Below are 26,110 nucleotides of genomic sequence, written 5' to 3'. Positions count from 1 at the left end.
CGAGGTTGCCGGCCAGCGCCCACTCCGGCTGGTGGGATCCGGCCATCATGCGGACGACGATCGACCCGAGGCGCGCGCCGCGCCGGCGGCCGGTGCTCACCGACCTGACCGCCGGTTCCCATTCGTCCAAGCCCCGGGGACCGTCGGGTCGATACCGTCGGACGATGACCACGGACTTGGCACGGCGACCTCCCGTACGGCTCGCGCCCGGTGAAGGGCGCCAGTACGGGATGGGGCGCATCAACGCGGTGTTCAAGGCGGACGGGGCGGAGACGGCCAACCGCTACTCGATCTCGGAGTGGTGGCTGGAGCCGCACACCACCGGCCCGGGCACGCACACCCATCCCGAGGACGACGTCTTCTACGTCCTCGACGGCACGATGACCTTTCTCGTCGGCGACCACTGGTTCGATGCCCCGAAGGGGTCGTTCGTCCTCGCGCCCGGCGGCACCCCCCACGACTTCCAGAACCGCACCGGCGCACCGACCGGGGCGCTGAACATCTCCGTTCCCGGGGGCTTCGAGCCGCACATGCCCGGCATCGTGGACTGGTTCCTCGAGCATCCCCCCGGAGACCCCGGGGCGCCGGTGGACGCTCCTGTCTCCCGCGTCCGCCGAACTGGGCGCACGCTCGGCAAGCGCGTTCCGCGCTAGCGCTCGGAGCTGACCAGGCCGGCGTCGCGGGCCAGGCGCGCGAGCTCGGCCCGCGAACGCAGGCCGACCTTCTGTTGCAGCCGCGCGCGGTAGGTCTCCACGGTGCGGACGGACAGCTGCATCATGTCGGCCATCTCGGGATTCGTGTACCCCAGTGCCAGCAGCCGGAGGATCTCCGCCTCGCGCTCGGAGAGCGACTCCACGCGAGAGGTCTGCGTCACCGCCGCCGACTTCTTCTCCAGCAACGCCGCGCCCAGCGCCGGATGCACGTACCGGATGCCCCGCGCCACGTCGTGCACGGCCTGGAACAGCTCGACGTCGGCGGCCGCCTTGAGCACGTAGCCCAGCGCCCCGGCGGCGAACGCCTCGCGCAGGTAGGCGACGTCGTCGTGCATGGTCAGGATGAGGATCTTCGTGGCCGGGCTGGCCTCCCTGATCAGGCCGATGGCCGACAGCCCGCTCTGGTCCGGCAGCCCGACGTCCAGCACCACCACGTCGGGCTTGGCCCGCGCCGCGGCCGCGACCGCCTCGGCGGCCGTCCCGACGTCGCTGATGACCTTGATCGCCGGGTCCTCGGAGAGCATCCGGCGCAGGCCACCCCGGACGATCTTGTGGTCGTCACAGATCAGTACCCGCAGCTGGTCAGCCATCGAGATGCACCTCGAACACGACGGAAGTGCCCTGCCCGGGCACGGAGCTCACCAACAACGTGCCCCCCACCAGCGCGGCCCGTTCCCGCATGCCCATCAGCCCGACGCTCGCCTGTGACTCCGGCGAGAAGCCGATCCCGTCGTCCTCGACCATGACCCGCAACCTCCCCTGCGCGCGCCCGAGGATCACCCCGCACGTCGACGCGCGCGAATGCCGCACCACGTTGGTCACGGCCTCCTGTACCAGCCGGTACGCCGTCGTCTCCAGGTCGGCGGGCAGCCGGTCGCCGTCGTCCAGGTTGACCGTCTCCAGCTCGACGTTCACGTCGCCGGTCATCGTGCTGGTGGTGAGCCGGCGCAGCGCGGCCACCAGGCCGAGGTCGTCCAGCACGGCCGGCCGCAGGTCGAACGCCAGGCGCTGGACCGAGTCCAGCGCCCCGCCGATGCCGCCGCGCAGCACGGCCACCCGCCGGCGCACCTCCTCGACCTCGTTCCCGAAGCACTCATGGCCCGCCACCGCACTCTCCACCGAACGGACGTCCAACAGGACCGAGGTGAGCGCCTGGCCGATCTCGTCGTGCAGGTCCCTGGCAACCCGCGAACGCTCGGCCTCCTGGGCCGAGATCACCCGCGCGCGTGAGTCCCGGTGCAGCCGCTGCCGCTCGAGCGCGGCGCCGGCCAGGCGGGCCACGAACTCGGCCAGCCGGCACTCCTCGTCGCCGAAGAGCTTGTCCACCCGCGAGTGGGTGGCCAGGAAGTATCCGGCCAGCTCGTCGTCGGTGAATACCGGGGCGCACAGGGCGGAACGGGCCCCGATGGGGCTGCGCTCGTCGAAGAAGTCGTCCGCGCAGTCGGCCGACTCGGTGATCACCAGCGGCCGGCCCTCCCGGATCGCGCGGCGGACGCCGGCGGGCATGGCCGCCGTGTCCGGTCGCCAGTCCGGCACGAACCCGGCCACCCGGCAGCGTTCCGCGCGCAGCAGCGACCGGCCAACCTGGCGGACCGCGGCCACGGTGGCCGCCGCCGAGTCGCAGGAAGCCAGCAGCGCGCCCGCCTCGAGCAGCGCGCTGAACCGGTCGGCCAGGCCGAAGCTGAGCTGGCCCTCCCGGTCGGCCGAGAAGCTCGCCTCGAAGTGGCCGGCCACGTCCGAGACGTCCTCGGCGGCGAACCCGAGGCGCTCGCGTTGCCGGTTCACCTCGGCCAGCTCGGCCCACGCCTCGCGGCGGCGCGCGAGCACTCCCGCCCGCTTCAGCCGGCGCAGCGCGCGCCGTCGCCGGCCGGCGAGGGCGTGCACCACGCCCAGCTCGCGCTGGGCGTGCGGCAGGTCGTTGGGGTAGATGCGGCCGTAGCGCACCGCGCGGCGGGCCGAGGCACGCGCCCGGCGCAGCAGGCGGCGGCGATCCTGGGGCAGCAGCGGCCGCTCGGCGGCCTCCCGGTGCAGCGTGGCCAGCCAGGCGAACACCGGCACCAGGTGGGTGCTGGTCGGCTGCGCCCGGCCGACCAGTCGGGCCGCCCGCTCCAGGCTGTCGATGGCCTCCTCCAGCCGCCCGCCGTGGCGCAGCCGCAGCGCATCCGCGTGCAGCGCCGCCACCGCCACCTCGATGTCGTCGCCGTGGCGGGCCACCGCCGCCTCGGTCTGGGCCGCCGGCACCTGGCCGCCGGTCGTCCTGGCCAGCACGTCCAACGCGGTGACCTGCGCGTTGGCGTCACCGACCTCGAGCCCGATCTCGTACACCCGGCGCGCCTGCTCCCACGCCTCGCGCAGGCGGCCGAGCCGGTACAGGCAGACCGCCCGGTTGCGCGCCGCGAAGCCCACCTCCCACCGGTCGCCGAACTGGCTCAGGATCCGGATCGCCTCGCCGGCCGACTCGACCGCCTCGCGGTACCGGCCGGCGCCGTGCAGCACGCAGGTGCGCATGCTGGCCGCGTGGCCCTCGCCCCGCGAGTCCCCCCGGTCGCGGTAGATCCGGCTGGCCCGGTCCACGTAGCGCAGCCCGCGCCGCCACAGGAACGGGAAGGTGAGCGCCAGCGAACCGCCCCAGACCGAGTAGGCGTGCGCCAGTTCGGCGCTGCCCGGGCAGCGCTCCGCCACGTTGACCTGGCGAACCATCATGCACAGGCCCTCGACCCGCCGGGCGTGGAACCACCTCGGGTACTGCAGGCGGGTGTAGAGATGCGACTTGAGCCGGTCCACCGCCGGGTCGGCGCTGGCCACCGTGCGATGCCGGGCCACGCCGCGCGCCAGGCGCCGCACCAGCTCCCAGAGCAGCCGGAACAGCAGCTTCCGCTGCCCGCCGGTCGGCACCCACTCCCCCAGCACGGACAGGCCGGACTCGATGTGCTCGGCGGCGGCGTCCAGGTTGTCCCAGCGGAACAGCAGCTCGCCGAGCTGGCCCTCCATCCAGGCGACCTGCATGTTGTCCGTGGCCAGCCCGCGCGCCCCTTCGAAGCGCTCGGCGGCCTCGTCGTACCGGCCGCGCAGCATCAGGATCTCCCCGAGCGCCTCCAGCAGCTCGTAGCGCACGCCGGTGTCGGCGGTGGCCATGCCGCGCTCGGCGATGCGGTACTGGCGCTCGGCCAGCTCCACGTCGTGCCGCTCGCGCGCCTGCGCGGCCGACCGGATGGCGTAGGGGAACGCCCGCTCGGGTTCGCCGGCCGCGTCGAAGTGGTAGGCGATGTCGAACGCGCGGTCCGGGGCCTGGGTCTCCAGCGTGTAGCCGGCGCGGCGGTGCAGCTCGGCCAGCTCGGCGGCATCCAGCTCGCCGAGCAGGCTGCCGCGCAGCCGGTCGTGCGCGAAGGTCAGGCGGCCGGTGTTTCCGGTCCAGACCAGGTGCCGCTCGACGGCCTGGCCGATCGCCTCGCCGGCCTCCGCCGGGTCCTGGCCGGCCAGCGCGGCGGCCATTTCCAGGTCGAACTCCCGGCCCAGTACCGCACCGGCATCCAGCAGGCGCCGGGTCGGCGCGGCCAGCAGGGCGAACCGGCTGGCCAGGAACGCGGCGGACTCCCGGGAGGCCTGCCAGCCGCCGGACACCGGGGTGAACCGCCACCCGTCGCCGCTCGGCGCCAACGCCCCGACCTCGACCAGCCCGCGCAGCACGGCCGAGATCATCAACGGGTTGCCCCGGGACAGCTCCGCCACCACCCTGGTCGCGGTCGCGGGGATCTTGCCGCCCATGGACTCGACGACCTGGCCCACCTGGGAAGGCTCGAGCGGCGGCAGGGGCAGCACCTCGGCGCCCTCCAGCGAGCTCAGCCGCCGGTGCGGGCCGACCTCCTCGGAACGCATCGCGGCCACCACCAGCAGGTGCCTCGCGTCGGAGCCGCCGGCCACCGACTCCGCCCACGCGGTAAGCAGGCCCAGGGTCAGCTCGTCCGCCCACTGGCAGTCGTCCAGCACCACCACGGCGGCGCGCTCGCCGCCGCCGAGCGCCTCGAGCAGGCACATCAGGGCCGACGCCAGCCGGCTCTGCACCTGCGACTCGGGGATGCGCGGCGTGGGCTGGTCGTCGCCGCCGAACACCTGGCGCAGCTCGGGCAGCGCGTCGCTGAGCGGGCCGACCGCTCCCCCCAGTCCCCGGGCCAGCTCGGGCCCGAACCCGGGGTCCGCGCCCGCCTGTTCGACCAGGTCGCCGACCACGCCGGCCAGCATGTGCAGCGGGTGCCGCGCGGAACGCTCGATCCCCCGGCCCCGGAAGATCCTCGCGTCCAGTGCCGACGCGCGCTCGCAGAACTCGTCCAGCACCCGGGTCTTGCCGCCGCCCGAGTGCGCCTCGACGATGACCAGCCCGGCCGAGCCGCGCGCCGCGTCGGCCAGCCGGCGCAGCAGGAACTCCAGCTCGCCCTCCCGCCCGGTGAGTGACGGTTCGGTGAGCGTCTGCCGCCAGTCGTGCGCACCCACCGCGACACCGGGCTCGGCGATCCCGCTGCGCAACGCGGATCCCACGGCCTCGACGTCGGCCAGCGCGGCCCGGGCGGAGTGGTAGCGGTCGTCCGGGTCCTTGTGCAGCAGCCGGTGCAGGATCTCCTCGAGCGCCTGCGGGATCGGCACCCCCAGGGTGCGCAGGCGCGACGGTGCCGCCGAAAGGTGCTGACGCAGCACCTCCCGGGTGTCCTCGCTGTCGAACGGCGGCCGTCCGGCCAGGCATTCGTAGAGCACGATGCCGACCGAGTAGAGGTCCGAACGGCAGTCCACCGCGCGCTCCAGCACCCCGGCCAGCTCGGGTGACATGTACCGGGGCGAGCGAGTCGGACGGGTCGGATTCAGGAACGACTCCGACACCAGCCCGAAGTCGACCAGCGTCGCGCTGTACACCGGCGGCCGCTCGTTGACCATCACGTTGGCCGGGCGGACGTCGCGGTGGATCAGTCCCCGTTCGTGCAGCTCGGCCAGCGACCGCAACAGGTCGGCCGCCACGGTGAGCGCCTCGGGCACCGACAGCCGGCCGGCCGCCATCCGGCTGCGCAGCGTCACGCCGGCCACGTACGGCGCCACCACATACAGCTTCTCGGCCTCCCGGAAGATGTCGATGACCGTGGCGATGCTGGCCGCACGCAGGCCCTGGAGCAGGGAGCTTTCCCGCTCCAGCCGGTCGCGGCTCTCCGTGGACAGGGTGGCCAGATCGATGGCCTTGATGACCACCCGCACGCCGGTCTGCCGGTCCAGGGCAAGCAGCGTCCGGTACGCCTGCCCTTCCTTCAACACCCGCAGGACCTTGTAGGCGGTCAGCGCCCTCGGGCCGGTCGGCGCGCTCTGCATGCACCCTCCAGCCTCGAATCGCCGTCGATCCGCGCCGCATGCTATCGCCCGGGCGACCGGCCGTGGTCCGGGTCACCTGCGCATTCGTCTCGCCGGCGGGACAGTAGTTACTACGGACGTTTGGTTCGGCGCCGCAGCGCCGAGCCGTTCGGATGTCTCCGACATCCGACGGATCGAAAACCTCCCTCCCCTTTTTGATTCTCTTTGGACGGGACCACAGCGGGAAACCCGCTCTGAAAGCCGGTGCCCCGGGTCCTGCCTTGCGTTACAGGCCGGGTACGGCACACGACGCACACCTCCATCTTCAATCATTTTGCTCCCAGGCGCAATCTACGATAACATGAACGCATGTTCGAGTCACGCGTTGAAGAAGCGGCCGCCGCGGTGGCCGCCCTCCGCGCGTACCTCGCCACCGCCGATGGCGCCACCAAGATCGAAGGACTCAAAGCCGTCGAACGGCTAATACGGGACCTGTCGCACCTGAGGCTGTCAGAGATCGCCGATCTGGACCGCTCGGGGGAGTTCGACCAGCGCTGTGTCACCACCCGCGCCGCGATCGCCGACCTACTCGGCTACCACCCACAACGCGCCCGACGCATGGTCGCGGTCGCCCGCGCCGTGTTCCCCACCACCCTGGATGGGCAACCGGTTGAACCGGCCATGCCCGCCACCGCCGCCGCGTTGGGTGCGCTGACCATCGACCAGCCGCACGCCGACGTGATCGAGAACCTGTTGAACTCCCCCACCGGACGGCGATTGGACCCCGGGGTGTGGGGCGGAGCGGAGAAACAGCTCGCCGAGTGGGCAACCACGTGTCGGCCCGACGAGCTACGCCGCCTCGGCACCCAACTACTGAACACCCTCGACCAGGACGGCCCCGAACCCGAGGACGAGAAACCACAACTCAACGAGCTGTACCTGTACCGCTGCCGCGACGGCCACGGCGGCCGGATCACAGGCCAACTCGACACCCCGACCTTCACCGCCCTGTCCTTGGCGTTGGAAGGCCACCGCACCAGCGGCAACGACGACGAGGACAAGTCCCTGCCCGAACGCGACGCCGATGCCCTCGGCGCCCTATGTGTCCAGGCACTCAACCAGGCAGACCTACCTGTTCAAGGTGGGGAACGACCCCACCTGACCGTGATCGTGCAGGAAAAAGACCTGCGGGAACGGGTCCGCGGAGCAACCCTCGGACTCGGCTGGGCCACCACCGCGCACATCCGCCAACTCGCGTGTGACTGCAAAGTCCTACCCGTCGTCCTCGACGGCGACAGCACGGTCGTGGATGTGGGGCGGATCCGCCGCACCGTGGACCACTACCAACGCCGCGCCATCGCCGCCCGCGACCAAGGCTGCGCCTGGCGGGGCTGCAACAGAAAACCCCGCCACTGCGAGGTGCACCACATCATTCCCTGGGCCCACGGCGGCCGCACCGACCTGAACAACCTGGTCATGCTCTGCTGGGCGCACCACCGGATGATCCACCACGCCGGATGGGAAATCCGCATCCACAACGGATGGCCCGAGTTCACACCCCCGAAATGGATAGACGCCAGCCAGACACCACGCCGAAAACCCCGAACACCGCTCACCGCATAAAACAAGATTGCGAGCTGGTCCTGGCTTGAAGCTGACCCGTGAGCAAGCCTGGTCGCTGCGCCGGGTAGGCGATCGTTGCGATGATGATCGCCGCCAGGCAGTTCCACGATCACGTCTATCAGGACGCTCCATGAGCTCGTTCATCTTCAGTGTCACGTTCGACTGCTCTGACCCCGAGCGAATGGCCGCGTTCTGGTCACAGGTGACCGGCTACCGGCGGCTCCCGCTCAACAGCGACGACCTCGATGATGACGCCGTCGCCCTGGAGGCGCCCGATCATCGGGGCGTGCGCCGGATGCCCTTTTTCAAGGTGCCCCAGCCGAAGACCGTGACGAACTCCGCATTGGTTGAGCGCGGCGCTGACCGAACGGCTGCGGAGCACCCGGTTGCACTGGTACGTCGCGGCGGGGTGGGCACTGGATCTGTTCGTCGGCGACGGACACGCCTGGCCGTTCCCCGAGGAAGCGGACAACCAGCATCAGACCTGGCTGCATGAACCGGCGACCGGGCAATACCGACTCGACGTGTTCCGCGAGCCGCACCGGGGCGACTGGTGGGTGTGCCGGCGCGACGCCTCGATCACCCTGCCCTACGACGATCTGATCCTCCGTACCAGCGACGGCATCCCCTATGTGATCCCGGAGGTCGCGCTGCTGTTCAAGGCGAAATCACCGCGGGCCAAGGACGTGGCGGACTTCCCGCAGGCACTCCCCGCGATGGACCGGTCGCGCCGGGCCCGGCTGTCCGAGTAGCTGTCGCGCGTGCACCCCGGCCACCCTTGGCTGGAAGTGGTCTGATGACCGGCCTTCAGGCGGCGGCCACACCCCGCAGGTGCGCGGTCAGGTCGTCCACCGAGGTGGCGGCCAGGCCGTGGCGGGCGGCAAAGTGGGCCAGCTCCGCGCCGCGCGCCAGCTCGCCCGGGTACCGGGTGCTGACCACCGCGCTGTACGCCGCCGAGGGCCGCAGGCCGGCCGCGGCCGCCAGGTCGCTCGCCGCCTCGGCCGCCCCCGGACGGGCCAGCACGCCCCCTTCGGCCACCCGGCAGGGCACCACGTGCCCCGGGCGCACCAGGTCGGCGGCCGTCGTCGCCGCACCCCCGAGCAGGCGGATGGTGAGCGCCCGGTCGCCGGCGGAGATGCCGGTGGACACGCCGGCCGCCGCGTCCACGGTGACCGTGAAGCGCCCCCGGGCCGGGTCGTCGGAGAACGGGTACATCGGAGGTAACCGGAGCCGGTCGCAGTCCGCCCCCGGCAGGGCCACGCAGACGAACCCCGAGGTGTGGCGCACCAGGAACGCCACCGACTCCGTGGTGACCGACTCGGCCGCCACCACCAGGTCACCGGGCTGCCCGAGCGGGCCCGCCACCACGACCGGCCGGCCGGCGCGCAGCTCCCGGAACACCGCGGCCAGGGTGCTCATCGCGGCGCCCCCTCCACGATGTTGGCCAGCTTGCGGAACCGGCTCTCGTGGAACACCAGCGGCGACCGCTCCAGGTCGATGCGGAACGCGTGCACCTCCAGCAGGGCGATCGCGTGGTCGCCGGCGACCAGCTCGGAGTAGAGCGAGCACTCCAGCCAGGCGGTCGCCTCGCTCACCACGATCGCGCCGCCGGGGGTGGCCACCCAGTCGATCCCGGCGAACCGGTCGCCCTCCTTCATCGCCAGCGTCCGGCACTCCCGGTGCTGGTGCTGGGCGAGCACGCTGACCCCCAGCCGGTGCAGCCTGCGCAGCTTCGGCCAGGTGGTGGAGCTGTTCTGCACGCACACCGAGACCAGCGGCGGATCGATCGACACGGCGGTGAACGCGCTCGCCGCCATGCCGACCGGGACCTCGCCGGACAGCGCGCAGACCGCGGTCACCCCGCTCGGGAAGTACCCGTACAGCCGCCGCAGGTCGGTGGGGTCGGCGGTCACGGGATCAAGTTCGACCATCTTCTCGCTCCGATCAGGGCCGGGAGTCGTTGCGCGGCACGGCGACCCGGTGGACGTACAGCTCGGCCTCGCGGGCCGCCTTGCGCTCGTGGTCGGCGAAGCTGGGCGCGGTGCACAGCAGCAGGCTGCGCCCGTCCGAGCCGCCCAGCGTGCAGGCGTAGAGGCCCAGCCCGCCCGGCGCCCGGACCTCGTCGACGATCGCCCCGCCGGGCGCCACCCGGCAGGCCCGGCCGTGCAGCGCGTCGGCCACCCAGATGTGCCCCTCGGCGTCCAGCACGCAGCCGTCCGGGGCGAAGTCGGTGTCCACGATGGTCTCGATCGACTCGTACGAAGGCGCGCGCCCCAGCTGCCCCCACACCCGCCGGTCGGTCAGCGTGCCGTCGTCGGCGATGGTGAACGCGGTGAACCGGCTGCCGAAGGTCTCGGCCACGATCAGCGTGTCGTTCTCCGGCGTGACCACCATGCCGTTGGCGAAACACAGGCCTCCGGCCGCGACCGACACCGTGCCGTCCGGGTCGACCCGCAGCACCTCGCCCGGCTCGGGCTGGCCCCCGGCGAACAGGTCGAAGCCGAAGGTGGCCACGTAGGCCCGGCCGTGCGCGTCCACCACCATGTCGTTGATCGGATGCGCCGAGGCCACCGAGAGGTCGGCGTGGCGGACCACCTGGCCGTCCGGCCGGCGGCGCAGCACCTGCCGGTCCAGCATCGAGACGACCAGCATCGAGCCGTCCGGCAGCCAGCCCAGGCCGGACGGCTGGCCGGGCGCCGCCGCCCAGTCCTCCGGTTTGCCGTCCTCGGTGACCCGCCGCACCTGGTGGGCGTACAGGTCGGACACGTACCAGGCCCCTTCGTGCCAGCGCGGGCCTTCGAAGAAGTGGCCTTCGCCGAGCAGTTTCTCCATCGCCCTTACCTCCGCACGCTGACCGTTTTGAGCTCGCTGTACTGGTCCAGCCCGGCCGCGCCGTTGGCGCGCCCGTAGCCGCTCTGTTTCATGCCGCCGAACGGGATCTCCGGGGAGACCACGCCGTGCCGGTTGACCCAGACAGAGCCGGCGTCCAGCGACGCCGCCACCTCGGCCCCGCGCTCCGGGTCGGTGGTCCACACCGACGCGCCAAGGCCGTAGTCCGTGTCGTTCGCGGCCGCCACCGCCTCGTCCACCTCGTCGTAGGGCAGCACCGGCAGCGCCGGGCCGAACTGCTCCTGGGCCACCAGCGCGGTATCGGCCGCCAACCCGGTCACCAGCGTCGGACGGTGGAAGTAGCCGGGACCGCTCACCTCGGGGCCACCGGCCAGCACCGTGCCGCCGGCCGCCACCGCGTCCTCCACCAGCCCGCGCACCCGGTCCGACTGTGCCCGGTTGGACACCGGCCCCATGGTCACCGACGGGTCGAACGGGTCGCCGACCACCGCCTGGCCGGCCAGCGCGGCCAGCGCCTCGGTGAACTCGCCGAACACCGGCCGGGGCAGGTACAGCCGCTTGATCGCCGCGCACACCTGGCCGGACCGGTAGAACGCGCCCGCGTAGACCTTGGCCGCCGTCTTGGCCACGGCACCGCCGGAGACGTCCGGAAGCACGATGGCCGCGTCGTTCCCGCCCAGCTCCAGGGACAGCCGCTTCAACCGGGGGGCCGCCGCGGCCATGATCGCCCGGCCGGCGTCGATGCTGCCGGTGAAGGAGATCATCCCGACGGCCGGGTGGGCGACCAGCGCCGCCCCCAGCTCGTCGCCGCCGGGGAGCACGCCCAGCACGCCGGACGGGACGCTCTGCGCGAGCAGCTCGCCCAGCAGCGCGGTGGTGAGCGGGGCCAGCGGGGACGGCTTGACGATCACCGTGTTGCCGGTGGCGAACGCGGTGGAGATCTTCTCCGCGCTGATCAGCAGCGGCGCGTTCCACGGGATGATCGCGCCGACCACGCCGATCGGGGCTCGGCGGACCTGCACCCGCTGGCGCTCGTCGTCGTGCACCGAGTCGACGGGCAGCGGGCCGGCCGCCCGGTGGCGGGCGAACGCCGCCGCGCCGGCGGCCTCCATGGCGGCGTCCCGCACCGGGATCCCGGTCTCCGTGGACAGCGTCCGGGCCAGCGCTTCGCGGTTCTCGTCGAGAACCGTGGCGACGGTCTCCAGGGTCCACCGGCGTGCGCCGGGTTCCTTGGCCCAGGCCGGGGCGGCCCGGACCGCCGCGTCGACCGCCCGTTCCAGCAGCTCCGGGGTCGCGGCCGGGCACTCGGCGCACGCCTCGCCGGTGGCCGGGTTGACCACGGTGATGGTGTGCGGCGTTTCCACCAGCTTGCCGTCGACCAGCGGGCCGGACGGGGACAGTGCGGTCATCGATCGTCCTCCAGGGGCGGGTTTCGAATAGCCGGGAAAACCGCTTGCCAGTGCAGCCGGGCCCGGGCGTGTTCCCCGAGGCAGGCGCAGAAGTCGGCGGCCAGCTCGGTGGCCTCGGCGCGGGCATCGGCCGGGGTGTCCGGGAGGTCCCGGTAGCCGCGCAGCTCGACCAGCAGCGCGGAGCCCAGCGCCCGGGCGTCCCGCCAGAGCGCGTCCAGGCCGTGCAGATCCAGCAGGTCCAGCTCCTCGGCCCGCCGGAACAGCGCGAGCAGCACCGGGCCGTGCGGCTCCAGGCCGAACCGCCGGATGATCCGGTCGGCGTGGCGCAGCAGGTCGGCCAGCTCGGCGCTCAGCCGCACATGCCGCTCGTTCAGCTCGGCACCGGTGGTCTCCAGCAGCTTGACCGCCGCGCGGAACTCGCCGGCCAGCTCGCCCGGCACCGAGGGCGCGACCCGCTCGGCGAGAAAAACCCGCACCCTCTCGAGGGTGGCCAGCCCGTCCACGGACCCGGTCACGACGCGACCAGCGCTTCCGGTAGCAGGGAGCCCAGCTCGGCATCGATGTGGTGCACCGCCCGGCCCATCAGCGTCGGCGTCGGGTCGGTGGACCGGGAAACCCCGGTGAGGAAGATCGCCGCCAGCTTGACCAGCGCGAAGATCCGCCAGTAGCGCAGCCGGGCCGGCTCCACCGGCCGGCCGGCCTCGGCCTGGTAGGCGGCCAGGTACTCGTCCACCCCGAGCAGGCCGCCGACCAGGTCGAACCCGGTGGTCCACAGCATCGTCCAGGCCAGGTCCTCGACCGGGTCGCCGACGTGCGCCAGCTCCCAGTCCAGCACGGTCAGGGTGTCGTCGGCGCCCAGCACCAGGTTGTTGGTCTTGAAGTCGCCGTGCACGACACAGCGGTGCCCGGGCTCGGGCGGGGTGGCGCGCAGCCAGTCCAGCGCGGTGGCCAGCAGCGGGCCGGGGTCGCCGGTGGCCCGTTCGATCGCCTCGGCCCACCGGTCCAGCGGGGGCGAGTCGTCCAGCCCCGGCACGGGCACCAGGCGGTGCAGCCCGGCCTGCAGGCGAACCAGGCGCCGGCCCAGCCGTCGGCGGTCCACATCCGGCCGGGCCGCTGTATCTCCCGCGCATGCCGAACCGGGCAACCGCTCGGCCGGCGCGTTCCGCACTGCATCTCCCGCGGGCGCCGAACCGGGCACCCGCTCGGCAGGCGCGTTTCGCGCTGTATCCCCCGCGCGCGCCGAACTGGGCGCGCGCCCGGCAGGCGCGTTCCGCGCCAGGTGTTTGCGCAGGTCGGTGCCGGACAGCCGCTCCACCACGATGAACGGGCGGGCCAGCGGCGAGTCCTCGGTGACGCACCACCGGGGGCGGGGCACCGGGAACCCGGCCCGGTCCAGCGCGGTGAGCAGCTCGAACTCGGTGCCCGGGTCGCCGTCGAGCATGCCCTGCTCGACCGTGCGGCGCAGCACCAGCCGGTCCCGGACCAGGCCGGCCGGGTCCAGCACGTCGAAGGCCCAGGTCTCGTTGCCGGTGCCGCCGGCCATCCGGCGCGGCTCGCTCACCGAGACGTCCGCGCCGACGCGTTCCCCGACGAACTCCGCCAGCGCGCCGTGCAGCTCCGCCACGGTGTCCACCCGGGCGCTCAGCACGCTCATGAGACGAACCCGTACCGGGGATAGGCCCCGAACACCTGGGTCTCGAAGGTGCCGAACCCGATCTCCCCGGTGCTGGCCTCCATCCGGCACAGCACGTGGGTGGGGCCGATGACCGAGGTGACCGCCGGATCGGTGATGTCGAAGGACACCGAGTCCACCCAGTTCTGGCCCCGGTAGGCGCCGTGCCGCCACGGGTCGGGGCCGCCGTAGCCGGTGCCGGCGCGCAGGTAGGCGCGGTGCAACGGGGTGAGCCGCACCGTGGTCCGGGTGCCGTCGAGGTCCCGGAACGACACGCTCGAGCCGTCCAGCAGCTCCCGGGTGGCCGGGTCGAACTTCAGCTCGTGCTCGGGCTCCCCCAACTCGACGGCATCGGTGCCGGAACCCAGCTCCGCGGCCTGCCGGACGACCTCGACCTCGCGCCGGCCGTCCGCGTGCTCGGACAGGCTGAAGTGCACCGTCCGGTGCTCGAACTGCATGGGCGACCAGATCCACAGCGGGGTGCGCTCCCGGCCCAGCTTCTTCGCCTGGGCGATGCCGGCCGGCTCCCGTTCCAGGCCGATCGAGCGGACGCCCCAGGACCGGTCCCGCGCGCCCCACCAGGTGTCCGGGGTGACCTCGTGCCGCTCCCCGTCGACGACCAGGTGGCCGGTGTACCGGCCGGTCTGGATCATCCGGGTGCCCTGCTCCATCACCCGGGCCAGCACCCGGCTGAACAGCGGCGGCTCGGCCAGCGGCTCGGCGGCGGCACACCACTCGAGGTCCAGCCCCACCGCGTGGCCCGATGCCGCGCCGGTGAACCGGAGCCGGCGCAGGCCCTCCAGCACCTCCAGGCCGAACGGCCCGATGCCGGCGGTGTCCAACCGGTCGGCGCCCAGCTCGCGGGAGGCCCGGGTGGTGAACTGCGCGCGGTCGGTGGCCACCGAGGCGAACGCGTCGATGACCCCCAGGTTCGGGTAGGCGCCGACGCCGAGCAGGAAGAAGATCTTCTTCTCCCGGCAGTGCCCGGTGAAGAAGTGCCGGTCGTAGAACCGGCGGTCGCTGGTGCCGGCGAACCGGATCGGTTCCGGGGTCTGGTGGATCAGGAAGTCGTCCGCCGCGCTGATCATCTTTCCGCCCTCATCGGTCGCTGGTCAGGATCATGCAGTTGGCCGGGATTCCGCCGCCGCTGGTCACCACGGCCACCCGCGCCCCGGCGACCTGCCTCTCCCCGGCCTGGCCGCGCAGCTGGACCACCGCCTCGTGCAGCTGGCCGAAGCCGTTGCCGCGGCCGGCGGAGAGCTGGCCGCCGTGCGGGTTCACCGGCAGCTCGCCGGACCGGCCGATCCGATCACCGCGCGCGACGAAGTCGGCGGCCTCGCCCAGGCCGCAGAAGCCCAGGGCCTCCAGCCAGCACAGGACGTTGAAGGTGAACCCGTCGTACAGGTTGGCCAGGTCGACATCGGCCGGCGAGACGCTCGCCCGGCTCCACAGCTGCCGGGCCGGGCCGAACACGTTGGGCTGGTGGGTCAGCGTGCCCTGGTCCCAGGACTGCCGCTCGGACAGCTGGGTCCCCACGGCGTCCACCCGTACCGCCGGATTCGGCAGGTCCGGCGCGACGGCCGCGTCGGACACCACCACCGCGATGGCGCCGTCGCACGGCACGTCGCAGTCGAAGATCCGCAGGGGGCTGGAGATGGGCCGGCCCGCCCGGTAGCCGGCCAGGTCCAGCGGCGACCGGTACACCGCCTCCGGGTTGCGCGCCGCGTGGCGCCGGGACGAGATGGCCACCCAGCCCAGTGCCTCCACCGGCGCGTTGTAGTGCGCGAAGTAGCGGGACGCGGTCAACGCCACCCAGCTGGCCGGCCCCATCGCGCCGAACGGGGCCTGCCAGGCCTGCTCGCCGGCCACCCGACGGTCGCCGGGGTCGGTGTAGATGCCCGGGCGTTCGTGGGTGCGGACGGTGGTCCAGCACAGCACGTGCCGGCACAGCCCGGCCGCGACGGCCAGCATCGCGGCGATCACCACGCCCGTCTGGCCGGGCACCTCGTGTGCCCCGCGCTGCCAGTTGGAGGCGATGCCCAGCCGCCGCGCGACGGCGGCCACCCCGGTGGCCTCGTCGCCGACCGGGGCGCCCGGGTAGGCGCACACCCCGTCGATGTCCGCCGGGGTGAGGCCGGCGTCGGCGATCGCGGCGCGGCAGGCGGTCAGGGTGAGCCGGTCGTGGGGCTCGTCCAGCCGCCGGCCGAACCGGGACCGGCCGATGCCCGAGATGACGGTCCGGTGCTCAAACCGGCGGGTCGCCGGCGGCTGGCGGACCACCGTCCTCGGTTCGGGCACCAGGTTCCACACGGCCCGCCCCGGCGGCTCCCCGGTCGGCACGAACACCGGCAGCCACACGTCCGCCACCGGGCGGAACTGGACACGCACGGCCGTCCCGATCTCTACGTCCTCCGGCGGAATGCCGACGATGTTGGTGGTCAGGCGGACCCGGGGGTCCTCGACCAGCGCGACCACGGCGATGCAGTACGGCGTGACCAGCTCGGGCAGCCAGCGCTGGTGGTTCACCGTCCGGGCGACCACGGTGGCCCGGCCGGAGACCGGCGCGAGCCCGATCTCGGTGCTCTCACAGCTCGGGCAGACCGCCGTGGCCGGATGCAGCAGCCGTCCGCAGACGGCGCACTGCCCCACCCGCAGCACGCCGTCGGCGCCGGACGTCCAGAAGGCGCCGAGCACTGGCAGCAGCCGGCCACTCAGGCCGTCCGGCGAGGTGTCGGACGGCTGCCCCCGGACCGAGGTCATCACCGGGGCCCATCCGCGGTCACCCAGAGCTCGCGCAGGCCCCTGGTCAGGAACACCGGCTGCCAGCGCAGCTCGCGGCCGGCCAGCCGGATCCCGGGCAGCGCGTCGACCAGGATGGGCAGCGCGACCGCCGCCTCCAGCCGGGCCAGTGCGGCGCCGAGGCAGAAGTGCCCGCCGCCGCCGAACGCCATGTGCGCCTTGGTGTCCCGGTCCAGGCGCAGCACGTCCGGCCGGTCGAACACCGAGGGGTCGTGGTTGGCCGAGGCCAGCACCAGGAACACCCGCTGGCCCTTGCGCATCCGCTGCCCGCCGTACTCGGCGTCCTCGGCGAGCACCCGGACCACCGCCTTGCCCGGCCCGTCGTAGCGCAGGAACTCCTCCACCGCACCCTTGATCGGCACCGTGCCGGCGCGCAGCGCGGCCAGCTGGTCCGGGTGGCGGATCAGCCCCAGCATGGAGTTGGCGATCAGGTTGGCCGTGGTCTCGTGCCCGCCGAACAGCAGCAGGGTGCAGGTGGCGATCGCCTCGGCCTCGGAGAGGCTGTCGTCGGCCTCCCGGGCCGCGATCAGGTCGCTGATCAGGTTCTCGGCCGGGTGCGCGGCGTAGTGCCGCATCAGGTCGCGGAAGAACTCGATCATCTCGGCGATCGCCGCCGCCGAGCGGTGGTAGCGGCCGGGGTCGTCCAGCCCGCCGGAGACCAGTGCGCCGATGTCGTCCGACCAGGCGCGGAACCGGTCCTGGTCCCGCTCCGGCACGCCCAGCATCCGGGCGATCACCATGGCCGGCAGCGGGTAGGCGAACTTCTCGATCAGGTCGAACTCGCTGGCCGGGTCGATCTCCCGCAGCAGGTCGTGGGAGATCGACCGGACCTCCTCCTCCATCCGGGTCACCGCCCGGAGGGTGAACGCCTTGACCACCAGCGTGCGCATGCGGCGGTGCCCCGGCTCGTCCTGGAACACCATCCAGTTCCGCAGCAGGTCGAACGCCTGGTAGATCAGCGGGTCGGTGTCCGGGCCGGACAGCTTGGCCCGGATGAACGGCACGATCCGGTCCGAGGAGAACCGCTGGTCGCGCAGCGCGGCGGTGACCATCTCGTGGCTGGTCAGCAGCCAGGTCTTGTACCGCGCGTCCCACAGCACGGGGTGCTCGGCGCGGATCGGCGCGAAGTAGCCGTACGGGTCGCGCAGCGCCTCGGGGCCGAGAATGTTGACGTCGATCAGGTCGGAACCGGTCGCCGGCGCCGTCATGTGACTCCCCTCAGTTGGCCTTCGGCCTCTCGTCGATGACCCGGCGCGACTTCAGCTCGGCGCGTTCGAACGTGTCCGGCTCGACCAGCGTGACCGGGATGCGGATGAGACAGCGGCGCGTGACCTCTTCCTCCGCGCGCCGGCGCAGCTGTTCCCGCTGGTCCCCCGAGCCGGTGAAGCCCGGCGCCACCTCGGCGGCGACGGCGATCTCGTCCAGCTGCCCCTTCCGGAACACCCGGATACGGAACTCGAGGCCGATGCCGGGCACCTCGCGCAGGGCGTGCTCGACGCCGGAGGGGAACACGTTCGCCCCCCGGATGACCAGCATGTCGTCCGCCCGGCCCATCAGGCCCCGGGGCATCCGGGGATAGGTCCGGCCGCACGGGCAGGGCTCGTGGGTCAGGTAGCTACGGTCGTTGGAGGCGAACCGGATCATCGGCTGCGACTCCCGCCACAGGTGGGTGTAGACGATGTTGCCGACCTCTCCCTCGGGAACCGGGCTCGCCGGGTCGTCGGGGTGCACGATCTCGGTCCACACCTCGTCGTAGTAGACGTGCGTACCGTTCATCTCGCGGCATTCCGCGTTGGTCACGAACGGGAACATCTCCGAGGTGGTGCCCGCGTCGCAGACGGTGTCCAGGCCCCAGGTCTCCAACAGCAGCTTCCGGGTGCTCGGGATCGACCCGCCGGGCTCGCCGCCGGAGAGGAATATCTTCAGCGGCGAGTTCACGGTGTCGTAGCCCATCTCCCGGGCCACCTCGGCCATGTGCAGCATGTAGGTCGGGGTGCCCTCGATGACCGTGCAGCCCAACCGGTCGATCATCTCGATGCGCCGGCGGGTGTCCGCCGCACCCATCGGGAAGATCGCGGCGCCGGTTTCCTCGGCGGCCATCAGCATCGCCCAGCCGCCGAAGAACATGCCGAACGGGAACGCGAAGTGCACGACATCGGTCGGCCGCACCCCGGAGGCCCAATGGGTCAGCGCAAAGATCTCCTTGGCGTGCTCCCAGTCCTTCCGGGAGACCCCGTACACCGTGGGGGTCCCGGACGTCCCGCTGGAGCCGTGAATCCGGTAGATCTCCTCCCGGGGGATGCCCAGGTAGGAGCCGTACGGCGGGTGCTCCGCCTGGTCCGCGACCAGCATCTTCTTGGTGATGACCGGGCAGCGCTTGGTGAAGTCGTCGAAGCTTTTCACCTGGTCCGGGTGGAAGCCGTTGGCGTCCCAGTGCCGGCGGTAGAAGGGCAGCGTGTACGCGCGCGCCAGCTGCTTGCGCAGCTGGACGAGCGTCATCCGCTCGCGTTCCTCCGGGTCGCGCAGTTCGCGTTCCGGATTCCAGTAAGGCGATGACAGATCGCGCACCGGTGCCGCCCTCCTACCAGCTCTAGGCCTTCGCCTTGACCGACTCGGCGTACTTGTTCACCTCGGGGAGAACCTGTTCCCGAATGAGCCGCAGGCTGTCCTTGACGGTTTCCAACGGCATTCCGCCGTAGGAGCACAACAGCATCTGCCGGAAATCGCCGATGAGGTCGATACGCCGCTTCATCTTCTCGATCATCTGTTCCGGCGTGCCATGCCATTGCAGATCGAGGAAGCCGTCGAACGCGGCGCCTCGGCCGAGATCGTTCAGCGGATCGGAGACGGCGCCGGCGTAGTGCTCGTAGCCCTTGGTGTTGCCGAAGTGCTTTCCGTCGAACGCATAGTGATCGACCATCGAGTGATAGAACGGGAAGAGGTGCTCCCGCAGGGTCTTGTCCTGCAATTCGGGGTCTTCGTGGCAGTAGGTGAAGTCGAGCAGCACCGGCGGCGGCGGCTCGGTCTCGTGGACCTCGCGGTAGCGGTCCCGCCACGCGTTGAACTGCTCGGTCTGCTTCTCGATGGGATACTGGTAGTTGAAGCACATCAGGGTGCCGCCGAACTCGGCTGCCGCCAGGGTGGACGGCGGTGACATGGCGATGTTGAACAACCGGTCCCGGAAACCCCGCTCGGGGGTGGGGAAGATGTCGCGGCGGACCTGCTTGAAGTACTTGCCGTCGTGCTCGATGTAGCCGTTGTCCAGCCCGTCGAGGATCATGGTCGCCGCCTCGTTGAAGCGGTCCCGCGACTCCTCCATGCTGACGCCGAAGCCCTCGTACTCGTCCTTGGCCAGGCCCCGGCCGAAGCCGAGCTGAAGGCGGCCGTCGGAGAGCGCGTCCAGCATGCTGATCCGCTCGGCCAGCCGGATCGGCTCGTTGTCGCCCTTCCACCAGGGCAGGATGATCGCGCCGGTGCCCAGCTGGATGCGGCTGGTCTTGGCGGCCAGGTAGGTCAGCGCCTGGAGCGGGTCGGGCGAGACGCAGTACGGGCGGTCGAAGTGGTGCTCGGGCACCCACACCGAGTCGAAACCGACCTCCTCGGCGAACACGCCGAGCTCCATTTCCTCTTTCCACAGCTGGCTGTCGGTCTTTCCAGACCTCGCGTTCGCCAGCAGCAAGAGCATTCCGAAGTGCATGTTCTTGTCACCTTCCTCGGTGAGCCGTTATCAGACGCCGGCCGGACTGACCATGGCGAACCCGTCAAAATCACGATCCGCGACTTTCTCCAGATCGTCGAAATACGCGGCAGCGCCGCCGAAGTAGAACAACACGCTCGGTTTCTTGCCCGGAATGTTCGCGCCGAGGAACCAGGAGCTGACGGCCAGTCCGGCCTTGATCGGAGGCGCCATGTCGAGCAGCGCCTGGCACTTCTCGCCCCAGCCGTGCACCGCGTCGCCGGTCGGTTCGATCCGGTCCACGCCGTGCTCGCCCAGGTAGCCGAGCAGCCGCCCGACGAACGCCACCGACTGGTCCAGCACCGCCGGGATGTTGGCGAACGGCGACTGCGGCCCGGACAGCATGAAGAAGTTCGGGAACGAGTCCACGCACAGCCCGAGGTAGGTGTGCACGCCGTCCGCCCACTTGTCCCGCATGCTGACCCCGCCGCGTCCCCGCAGGTCCATCTCGGTGAGCGCGCCGGTGAGGGCGTCGAAGCCGAGCGCGAAGATGATGATGTCCGCCTCGTGCTCCTCGCCGCTCTCCAGGCGGATCCCGGTGGGGGTGATCTCCGCGATGGGGTCGGCCTTCACGTCGACCAGGTCCACGTTGTCCCGGTTGAACGTCTCGTAGTAGAAGTGCCCGAGCGGCGGCCGCTTGCCGGCGTACGGGTACTTCGGGGTGAGCTTCTCGGCGGTCTCCGGGTCGCGGACGATCGTGCGGATCTTCTCCCGCAGGAAGTCCGAGGCGAACCGGTTGCTGCGCTCGTCGATGAGCAGGTCGTCGAACGCGGTGAACAGGTAGTAGAAGCCCCCGGCCTCCCAGGCCGCGTCCAGGATCCGTCGCACCTCCTCCGGGCTCCGGTTCTCGTCGTACATCCGGTTGGCCGGGTCCATCGGGAACGCGAAGGGCTGCTTGCGCAGCTTCTCGATGATCTCGGGGTAGTCCCGCTTGATCTCGTCCCGCTGGGCCTTCTCCAGCGCGTGGTTGCGGCTGGGCAGCACGTAGTTCGGGGTGCGCTGGAACACCCGCAGGTGCTCGGCCTCCCGGGCGACCTCGGGGATGACCTGCACGGCGGTCGCGCCGGTGCCGACCACCGCCACCCGCTTGCCGGCGAAGTCCACCGGTTCCTTGGGCCAGCGGGAGGTCAGGTACGACTCGCCCTCGAAGCTCTCCAGGCCGGGGAACGGCGGCTCGTAGGCCACGTGCAGCAGGCCGGTCGCGCTGATCAGGTAGCGGCAGGTGACAGTCTCGCCCCGGTCGGTGCCGACCTCCCACAGACCGGTGCCCTCCTGGTACACCGCCGAGGTCACCACGGTCTCGAACCGGATGTCGCGGCGCATGTCGAAGCGGTCGGCCACGTGCTGGAGGTAGCGCTCCATGTCGGGCTGCTTGGGGAACCGCTCGGGCCAGTCCCACTCCTGCTTGAGCTTCTCGTCGAAGAACATGCAGTAGACCCAGGCCTCGCTGTCGGTGCGCGCGCCCGGGTAGCGGTTCCAGTACCAGGTGCCGCCGACGTCCGACCCCCGCTCGTAGGCCCGCACCGACAGGCCGAGCTGGTGCAGCTCCCAGAGCATGCGCAGGCCGCCGAAGCCCATGCCGATCACTACCGCGTCGAAGTCGGGCCTGGTCCCGTTGCCGTGTGCGGTCACCGGTCGGACTCCCCTCTCATCGCTTCCTTGACGTAGCCGCCCAGCCGCTGGTACACGCCGGCGGCGTGATCGATCACGCCGGACATCCACATGAAGCCGTGGATCATCGAAGGGTTGGGCAGGTGCAGCACCGGCACCCCGGCCTCGCAGAGCCGGGCCGCGTAGGCCTGGCCCTCGTCGCGCAGCGGGCAGTAGCCGGCGGTGATCACCGCGGCGGCGGGCAACCCGGACAGGTCCTTGGCCCGCAGCGGCGCCACGTACGGGTTGTCGGCGTCCCAGCCGGTGGCGAGGTACTGCTCCTCGAACCACTCCATGGACCGCTTGGTGAGCAGGTAGCCCTCGCCGTTCTCGGTGCGCGATGGGTGGCCGCACCGGACGTCGGTGATCGGGTAGATGGGCACCTGCACGGACAGCGCGGGGCCGCCCCGGTCGCGGGCCATCAGCGACACCACCGCCGCCAGGTTCCCGCCGGCGCTGTCCCCGGCCACGCCGAGCCGGCCGTTGCCGCCCACCTCGGTGGGGTGTTCGGCGGCCCATGCGGTGGCGGCGTAGCAGTCCTCGGCGGCGGCCGGCGCCTTGTGCTCGGGCGCCAGCCGGTAGTCCACCGAGACCACCGCGCAGTCGGTGGCCAGGGCCAGCTGGCGGCACGGCTTGTCGGCGACCTCGAGGCCGCCGAGCACCCAGCCGCCGCCGTGGAAGTACATCAGCACCGGGCGGGGTTCGGCGGAGGGCCGGTACACCCGGGCCGGGATCCGGTTGCCGTCCGGGCCGGGGATGTCGAGGTCGCGGACCTCGGCCACCGGCCGGCTCGGCCCCTCCAGGTCGAGAAACGCCGCCATGAAGCCGCGGGCCTGGTCGACGCCCATGTCGGCGAAGTCCGGTACTCCCTGCTCGCGCAGCTGGTCCAGCAGGCCTTTCGCCTGGGGATCGAGGGTCATCGGTGCGTCCTCCGGCTCAGAAGATCATCGAGCCGTGCGGCTCCTGGCCGCACAGCGCGCTGCCCAGCAGCTCGGTGGTGGCATCCACCCGGGCGATGCCGTGCAGGGTGCCCACGGCGGCGTCCCGGAACAGCCGCTCCAGCGGGTTGCCCTGGGCGATGCTGGAGGCGCCGGTGACGTACATCAGCCGGTCCACCGCCTCCTTGGCCGTGCGGATGGCGAAGGTGCTGTCGTGGCCGCAGCGGATGCGCACCATCGGGTCGGTCGGGTACACCCCGGACTGGGCGACCTTCCAGGTGTCCTCGGCCGCCCGCCGGGCGTGCAGCTCGGCGGTGTCGATCATGTTGGCCGCCTCGGCCACCTGAAGCTGGGTGGGCACGGCCTCGGCCTGCTTGGTGTACGGGCCGTATTGGATGCTCCGCTTGGGCAGCTTCTTCAGCACCACTTCCAGCGCGTGCTTGGCGATGCCCAGCACCGAGCCGACGAAGCACTCCCGCGCGATCATGCTGATCTGCCCCCGGTAGAGCGCCTCCTCGGGGTGCTCGTTGCGGGTGTAGCCGCCCATCGCGCCCTGAGGGCCGAGCATCGCGATGGTCCGGTGCTCGGGCACGAAGACGTCCTTGAAGTGCACCGTCTGGCTGGCCGTGCCGCGCATGCCCATCACGTGCCAGGTGTCCTCGATGGTGGTCTCGGACATCGGGAAGAACATCCAGTAGACGTTCTCCAGCTGGCCGTCGTCGCCCATCACGGCCATCGGGATCTCCGCCCAGTTGGCCCACAGACAGCCGGTGGCGAACGGCTTGGACCCGCTGATCAGGTAGCCGCCGTCCACCTTCTTGGCCGGTTCCTCGCTGGGGGTGAACAGCCCGACGAACCGCGCGTCCGGGTCGTCCCCGAAGATCTCGTCCATGCCCTTGTCGGGCAGCTGGCAGGCCATCCAGCTGGTGGTGGTCATCATGGCGACCGTCCAACCGGTGGACGAACACCCCCGGGACAGGTGGGTGGTCATCTCGAAGTGCGAGACCGGGTCGATCTCGTGGCCCCCGTAGCGCCGGGGCACCCACGCCCGGAAGATCTCGGACTCGATCAGCGCATTGACCACTTCGTCCGGCAGGCGCCGCTCGCTGTCCGCCCGTTCGGCATTTTCTCGCAGCAGGGGAACGAGTTTCTCCGCCCGCGCCACGAGCTCCCGGGATTGCTCCGTTGCATCCAGCATCAATTTCTCCTGAGTCATCACCACGGCCATCACGCCGGCGGGTTCAGGCTTGCGAGCGAACAGCTACAGCTTTGCCACGGGTGCCGGGCGCAGGAACCGGGTCAACTACGAAACTCCACCACCGGGGCGGTGGTGGAAAATACGGACGCGGGCACCAAAACTTCGGCCGCATTTGCCGGCCGGACATTTGCGCGACACGCGATCGCGGGCCCGCCCCTGAGCCGCCGGTCACGGCGGGCCTCGGGTAGACTCCCGGCCACTGCACGGTACGTGCCGGACAGGACCGACCCGATATAAACAAACGTACGCTAGTGGGGCACTGACCAGGGCAGGGGGCACACATTGGCCGGTACCCGGAGAGCTCGCGCTCGAGCCGCTTCCGGCCCGGTGTCGCCCGCGCAGATCGAGCGCGAAGCCATCAGGCTGTTCAGCGAGAAAACTTATCCCCTGGTCGGCATGCGGGACATCAGCGATGCGGTGGAGCTGCTGCCCGGAAGCCTGTACGTGCACATCACCAGCAAGGAAGACCTGCTCCTGAAGATCGTGGAGCGGGGCATCGGGATCTACCTGAGCGCGTTGACCCCGATAGTCGAATCGGAGAAACCGGCGCAGGACAGAATCCGCGACGTAATATCCTCTTATCTGCGCCTACTCGACGCAAACCTGGACATCACCAAGATTGCCATGTTCCAGTGGCGGTATCTCAACGGGGAGAATCTGGCGAGCATCCTCGAGCTGCGCGATCAGATCGACGGACTATTCGTGCGCGTCGTCACGGACGGCATCGCCGCCGGAGAGTTCAACTCGGTGCGGCATCCCCACGTCGTGGCGATCAGCCTGGTCGGGTTGCTGAGTTCGACCGCGCAGTGGTACTCGGTGCAGGGAGCGTTGAGCGCCGACGATATCGCCGAACAGCTGTCGGACATCGTCCTGGGCGGTCTCACCGGCTGACCGCCGTTCACCTCGCGGTGTGCAGCAGCATGGCGTTGGCCGAACGGCCGTCACCGCTGCACGCGACGCCTACCCGCGCGCTGGGAATCTGCCGGACCTCGGCCCCGCCGCGCAGCTGCAGTACCGTTTCGTAGAGGTTGTCGAACGCGCCGCCGTGACCGCCGGACAGCTGCCCGCCGTGCGGGTTCACCGGCAGCACCCCGTCCGGGCCGATCCGCCGGGCCCCCGCCACGAACTCGGGCGCCTCGCCCGGCTCGCAGAAGCCCAACGCCTCCAGCCAGCACAGCGTGTCGAGCGTGAAGGTGTCGTCCACGGTCAGGAAGTCCACGTCGTGGCGCGTGATGGTGGCCCGGCTCCAGAGGTGCTCGGCCGGTTCCGCGAGCACCCGCCGGTGGCGGTCCAGGCCGGCCTCCCGGTCCGGTCCCGGGGCGTGCCGAGTACCCACCGCGTCCACCCAGACCGGGCGGTGCCGCCCGTCCTCGGCCCGGTCCGCCGCCGAGATCACCAAGGCCACCGCGCCGTCGGAGGCCACCCCGCAGTCGAGCACCCCCAACGGCGAGGAGACCGAAGCCGCCGACAGGTAGCCCTCCATGTCGATCGGCTCGCGGCACAGTGCATCCGGATTGCGCCCGGCGTGCCGCCGCGCCGCGATCGCCACCCAGCCGAGGGCCTTCCGGTCGGCGCCGTACCGGGCCAGGTACTCGGATGCGGCCAGCGCGGCCCGGCCGGCCGGCGAGAGCGAGCCGCCGTCGGTGCCCCGGACGGAGAGCCGGTCCGGTGTCGCCGCCGAGGTCACCGTGAAGCACAGCACGTGCCGGCAGAGCCCGGTGGCCACCGCAAGCATCGCGTCGACCACCGCGCCGGCCGGTCCGGCGCCCTCCCGCCCCGTGCAGTGCCAGGTGGGCCGCAGTCCCAGCGACTGCTCGAGCTCGCGGAAGCCACCGGTGGAGATCCCGGGCAGGCCGGTGGCGCCGGGAACTCCGCAGACCCCGTCGATGTCGGCGGGTTCGAGGCCCGCGTCGATGATCGCCGTCTGGGTCGCCTCCAGCGCCCGCGCGGAAGGGCCGGGCGGCCGCCGCCGGCCGGTGACCGACCTGCCGATCCCGGTCAACGCGACGCTGTGCTCGAACCGGGAGTGCTCGAACCGGGGAGTCATCAGGGGAGCCCCCTTTTTAGGGGTAGGACGCCGAAAAGAGTCGCTTTCTCAAGCGCGGCCCAGTTTTCATCCCGGGCCCGGCGGCACCAA

Annotated in this window: 21 protein-coding genes and 1 pseudogene; 5 read left to right on the top strand and 17 right to left on the bottom strand. The window is 71.6% G+C overall.

Going from position 1 to position 26,110, the window contains the following annotated elements; translation table 11 throughout:
• Positions 1-164 precede the first annotated feature (164 nt).
• On the top strand, positions 165-653 hold the full coding sequence (locus tag ABEB12_RS23010; protein WP_221497624.1) for a cupin domain-containing protein: 489 nt from the start codon (positions 165-167) through the stop codon (positions 651-653).
• Here the strand turns inward: ABEB12_RS23010 and ABEB12_RS23005 are convergent.
• Both ABEB12_RS23005 and ABEB12_RS23000 read right to left on the bottom strand, forming a co-directional pair.
• Positions 650-1,303 (bottom strand): response regulator, encoded by a 654-nt coding sequence (locus ABEB12_RS23005; RefSeq protein ID WP_185060135.1) that lies wholly within the window; start codon positions 1,301-1,303, stop codon positions 650-652. The genes ABEB12_RS23010 and ABEB12_RS23005 overlap by 4 nt on opposite strands.
• The gene (locus ABEB12_RS23000) at positions 1,296-6,059 is read right to left on the bottom strand and encodes a protein kinase domain-containing protein (protein WP_185060134.1); all 4,764 of its coding nucleotides are present in this window, start codon (positions 6,057-6,059) and stop codon (positions 1,296-1,298) included. The genes ABEB12_RS23005 and ABEB12_RS23000 overlap by 8 nt, the downstream gene beginning before the upstream one ends.
• Before the next feature lie 348 nt (positions 6,060-6,407).
• Here ABEB12_RS23000 and ABEB12_RS22995 point away from each other — a divergent pair, with 348 nt between their 5' ends.
• From ABEB12_RS22995 to ABEB12_RS22990, 3 genes and pseudogenes are all read left to right on the top strand, one after another.
• On the top strand, positions 6,408-7,661 hold the full coding sequence (locus ABEB12_RS22995) for a DUF222 domain-containing protein (RefSeq protein WP_185060133.1): 1,254 nt from the start codon (positions 6,408-6,410) through the stop codon (positions 7,659-7,661).
• 130 nt (positions 7,662-7,791) lie between these two features.
• A pseudogene (locus ABEB12_RS42195) lies at positions 7,792-7,971 on the top strand (VOC family protein); the annotation flags it as partial.
• A 37-nt stretch (positions 7,972-8,008) separates the two neighbouring features.
• The gene (locus ABEB12_RS22990; RefSeq protein ID WP_345703059.1) at positions 8,009-8,413 is read left to right on the top strand and encodes a hypothetical protein; all 405 of its coding nucleotides are present in this window, start codon (positions 8,009-8,011) and stop codon (positions 8,411-8,413) included.
• Between the two features lie 55 nt (positions 8,414-8,468).
• On the opposite strand, the gene ABEB12_RS22985 is transcribed toward ABEB12_RS22990, so the two are convergent.
• From ABEB12_RS22985 to ABEB12_RS22920, 14 genes are read right to left on the bottom strand one after another with little or no spacing between them, the layout of a single operon-like run.
• Positions 8,469-9,080 carry a 3,4-dihydroxy-2-butanone-4-phosphate synthase gene (locus ABEB12_RS22985; protein ID WP_185060130.1) on the bottom strand — a complete coding sequence of 204 codons (612 nt, stop codon included), beginning with the start codon at positions 9,078-9,080 and terminating at the stop codon, positions 8,469-8,471.
• A complete protein-coding gene (locus ABEB12_RS22980; RefSeq protein ID WP_185060129.1) occupies positions 9,077-9,592 on the bottom strand; it encodes a flavin reductase in 516 nt (171 codons plus the stop codon). The genes ABEB12_RS22985 and ABEB12_RS22980 overlap by 4 nt, the downstream gene beginning before the upstream one ends.
• Positions 9,593-9,605: 13 nt before the next feature.
• Positions 9,606-10,493, bottom strand: a complete 888-nt coding sequence (locus tag ABEB12_RS22975) for an SMP-30/gluconolactonase/LRE family protein (protein ID WP_185060128.1) — start codon at positions 10,491-10,493, stop codon at positions 9,606-9,608.
• Positions 10,494-10,498: 5 nt separating this feature from the next.
• Entirely contained in the window at positions 10,499-11,920 is a 1,422-nt protein-coding gene (locus ABEB12_RS22970) for an aldehyde dehydrogenase family protein (protein ID WP_185060127.1), read from the bottom strand.
• Complete coding sequence (locus ABEB12_RS22965) at positions 11,917-12,435, bottom strand: hypothetical protein (protein ID WP_185060126.1); 519 nt, start codon at positions 12,433-12,435, stop codon at positions 11,917-11,919. Before ABEB12_RS22965 ends, ABEB12_RS22970 begins: the two co-directional genes overlap by 4 nt.
• Entirely contained in the window at positions 12,432-13,574 is a 1,143-nt protein-coding gene (locus ABEB12_RS22960) for a phosphotransferase (RefSeq protein ID WP_185060125.1), read from the bottom strand. The genes ABEB12_RS22965 and ABEB12_RS22960 overlap by 4 nt, the downstream gene beginning before the upstream one ends.
• Positions 13,571-14,680, bottom strand: a complete 1,110-nt coding sequence (locus ABEB12_RS22955) for a hypothetical protein (protein ID WP_185060124.1) — start codon at positions 14,678-14,680, stop codon at positions 13,571-13,573. Before ABEB12_RS22955 ends, ABEB12_RS22960 begins: the two co-directional genes overlap by 4 nt.
• A 10-nt stretch (positions 14,681-14,690) precedes the next feature.
• Positions 14,691-16,352, bottom strand: a complete 1,662-nt coding sequence (locus tag ABEB12_RS22950; RefSeq protein WP_185060123.1) for a thiolase C-terminal domain-containing protein — start codon at positions 16,350-16,352, stop codon at positions 14,691-14,693.
• Complete coding sequence (locus ABEB12_RS22945) at positions 16,352-17,599, bottom strand: cytochrome P450 (protein ID WP_185060122.1); 1,248 nt, start codon at positions 17,597-17,599, stop codon at positions 16,352-16,354. The genes ABEB12_RS22950 and ABEB12_RS22945 overlap by 1 nt, the downstream gene beginning before the upstream one ends.
• A gap of 10 nt (positions 17,600-17,609) precedes the next feature.
• Positions 17,610-18,959, bottom strand: coding sequence for an AMP-binding protein (locus ABEB12_RS22940; RefSeq protein ID WP_185060121.1), 1,350 nt, complete (start codon positions 18,957-18,959; stop codon positions 17,610-17,612).
• A 22-nt stretch (positions 18,960-18,981) separates the two neighbouring features.
• Entirely contained in the window at positions 18,982-20,088 is a 1,107-nt protein-coding gene (locus ABEB12_RS22935; RefSeq protein ID WP_185060120.1) for an LLM class flavin-dependent oxidoreductase, read from the bottom strand.
• A gap of 30 nt (positions 20,089-20,118) precedes the next feature.
• Entirely contained in the window at positions 20,119-21,759 is a 1,641-nt protein-coding gene (locus ABEB12_RS22930) for a flavin-containing monooxygenase (protein WP_345703058.1), read from the bottom strand.
• Positions 21,756-22,697, bottom strand: a complete 942-nt coding sequence (locus ABEB12_RS22925) for an alpha/beta hydrolase fold domain-containing protein (RefSeq protein WP_185060119.1) — start codon at positions 22,695-22,697, stop codon at positions 21,756-21,758. Before ABEB12_RS22925 ends, ABEB12_RS22930 begins: the two co-directional genes overlap by 4 nt.
• Positions 22,698-22,713: 16 nt before the next feature.
• Positions 22,714-23,913: an acyl-CoA dehydrogenase family protein gene (locus ABEB12_RS22920; protein ID WP_185060118.1), complete on the bottom strand. Its 1,200-nt coding sequence runs from the start codon at positions 23,911-23,913 to the stop codon at positions 22,714-22,716.
• Between the two features lie 387 nt (positions 23,914-24,300).
• Here ABEB12_RS22920 and ABEB12_RS22915 point away from each other — a divergent pair, with 387 nt between their 5' ends.
• A complete protein-coding gene (locus tag ABEB12_RS22915) occupies positions 24,301-24,864 on the top strand; it encodes a TetR family transcriptional regulator (protein WP_221497623.1) in 564 nt (187 codons plus the stop codon).
• A gap of 7 nt (positions 24,865-24,871) precedes the next feature.
• On the opposite strand, the gene ABEB12_RS22910 is transcribed toward ABEB12_RS22915, so the two are convergent.
• Positions 24,872-26,020 (bottom strand): thiolase C-terminal domain-containing protein, encoded by a 1,149-nt coding sequence (locus ABEB12_RS22910; RefSeq protein WP_185060117.1) that lies wholly within the window; start codon positions 26,018-26,020, stop codon positions 24,872-24,874.
• Between the last annotated feature and the right edge of the window lie 90 nt (positions 26,021-26,110).

This window comes from Actinospineispora eucalypti (assembly GCF_039543365.1).
Taxonomy (GTDB): Bacteria; Actinomycetota; Actinomycetes; order Mycobacteriales; family Pseudonocardiaceae; genus Pseudonocardia; species Pseudonocardia eucalypti.
Note: the sequence above shows the minus strand (reverse complement) of the source record. Positions and strands in the feature narration are given on the sequence as shown.

Bases quoted from the DNA above. Each gene is read 5' to 3' on its own strand.
- ABEB12_RS23010 (WP_221497624.1), top strand. From the start codon at position 165: ATGACCACGGACTTGGCACGGCGACCTCCCGTACGGCTCGCGCCCGGT.
- ABEB12_RS23005 (WP_185060135.1), bottom strand. From the start codon at position 1,303: ATGGCTGACCAGCTGCGGGTACTGATCTGTGACGACCACAAGATCGTC.
- ABEB12_RS23000 (WP_185060134.1), bottom strand. From the start codon at position 6,059: ATGCAGAGCGCGCCGACCGGCCCGAGGGCGCTGACCGCCTACAAGGTC.
- ABEB12_RS22995 (WP_185060133.1), top strand. From the start codon at position 6,408: ATGTTCGAGTCACGCGTTGAAGAAGCGGCCGCCGCGGTGGCCGCCCTC.
- ABEB12_RS22985 (WP_185060130.1), bottom strand. From the start codon at position 9,080: ATGAGCACCCTGGCCGCGGTGTTCCGGGAGCTGCGCGCCGGCCGGCCG.
- ABEB12_RS22980 (WP_185060129.1), bottom strand. From the start codon at position 9,592: ATGGTCGAACTTGATCCCGTGACCGCCGACCCCACCGACCTGCGGCGG.
- ABEB12_RS22975 (WP_185060128.1), bottom strand. From the start codon at position 10,493: ATGGAGAAACTGCTCGGCGAAGGCCACTTCTTCGAAGGCCCGCGCTGG.
- ABEB12_RS22970 (WP_185060127.1), bottom strand. From the start codon at position 11,920: ATGACCGCACTGTCCCCGTCCGGCCCGCTGGTCGACGGCAAGCTGGTG.
- ABEB12_RS22960 (WP_185060125.1), bottom strand. From the start codon at position 13,574: ATGAGCGTGCTGAGCGCCCGGGTGGACACCGTGGCGGAGCTGCACGGC.
- ABEB12_RS22955 (WP_185060124.1), bottom strand. From the start codon at position 14,680: ATGATCAGCGCGGCGGACGACTTCCTGATCCACCAGACCCCGGAACCG.
- ABEB12_RS22950 (WP_185060123.1), bottom strand. From the start codon at position 16,352: ATGACCTCGGTCCGGGGGCAGCCGTCCGACACCTCGCCGGACGGCCTG.
- ABEB12_RS22945 (WP_185060122.1), bottom strand. From the start codon at position 17,599: ATGACGGCGCCGGCGACCGGTTCCGACCTGATCGACGTCAACATTCTC.
- ABEB12_RS22935 (WP_185060120.1), bottom strand. From the start codon at position 20,088: ATGCACTTCGGAATGCTCTTGCTGCTGGCGAACGCGAGGTCTGGAAAG.
- ABEB12_RS22925 (WP_185060119.1), bottom strand. From the start codon at position 22,697: ATGACCCTCGATCCCCAGGCGAAAGGCCTGCTGGACCAGCTGCGCGAG.
- ABEB12_RS22920 (WP_185060118.1), bottom strand. From the start codon at position 23,913: ATGCTGGATGCAACGGAGCAATCCCGGGAGCTCGTGGCGCGGGCGGAG.
- ABEB12_RS22910 (WP_185060117.1), bottom strand. From the start codon at position 26,020: ATGACTCCCCGGTTCGAGCACTCCCGGTTCGAGCACAGCGTCGCGTTG.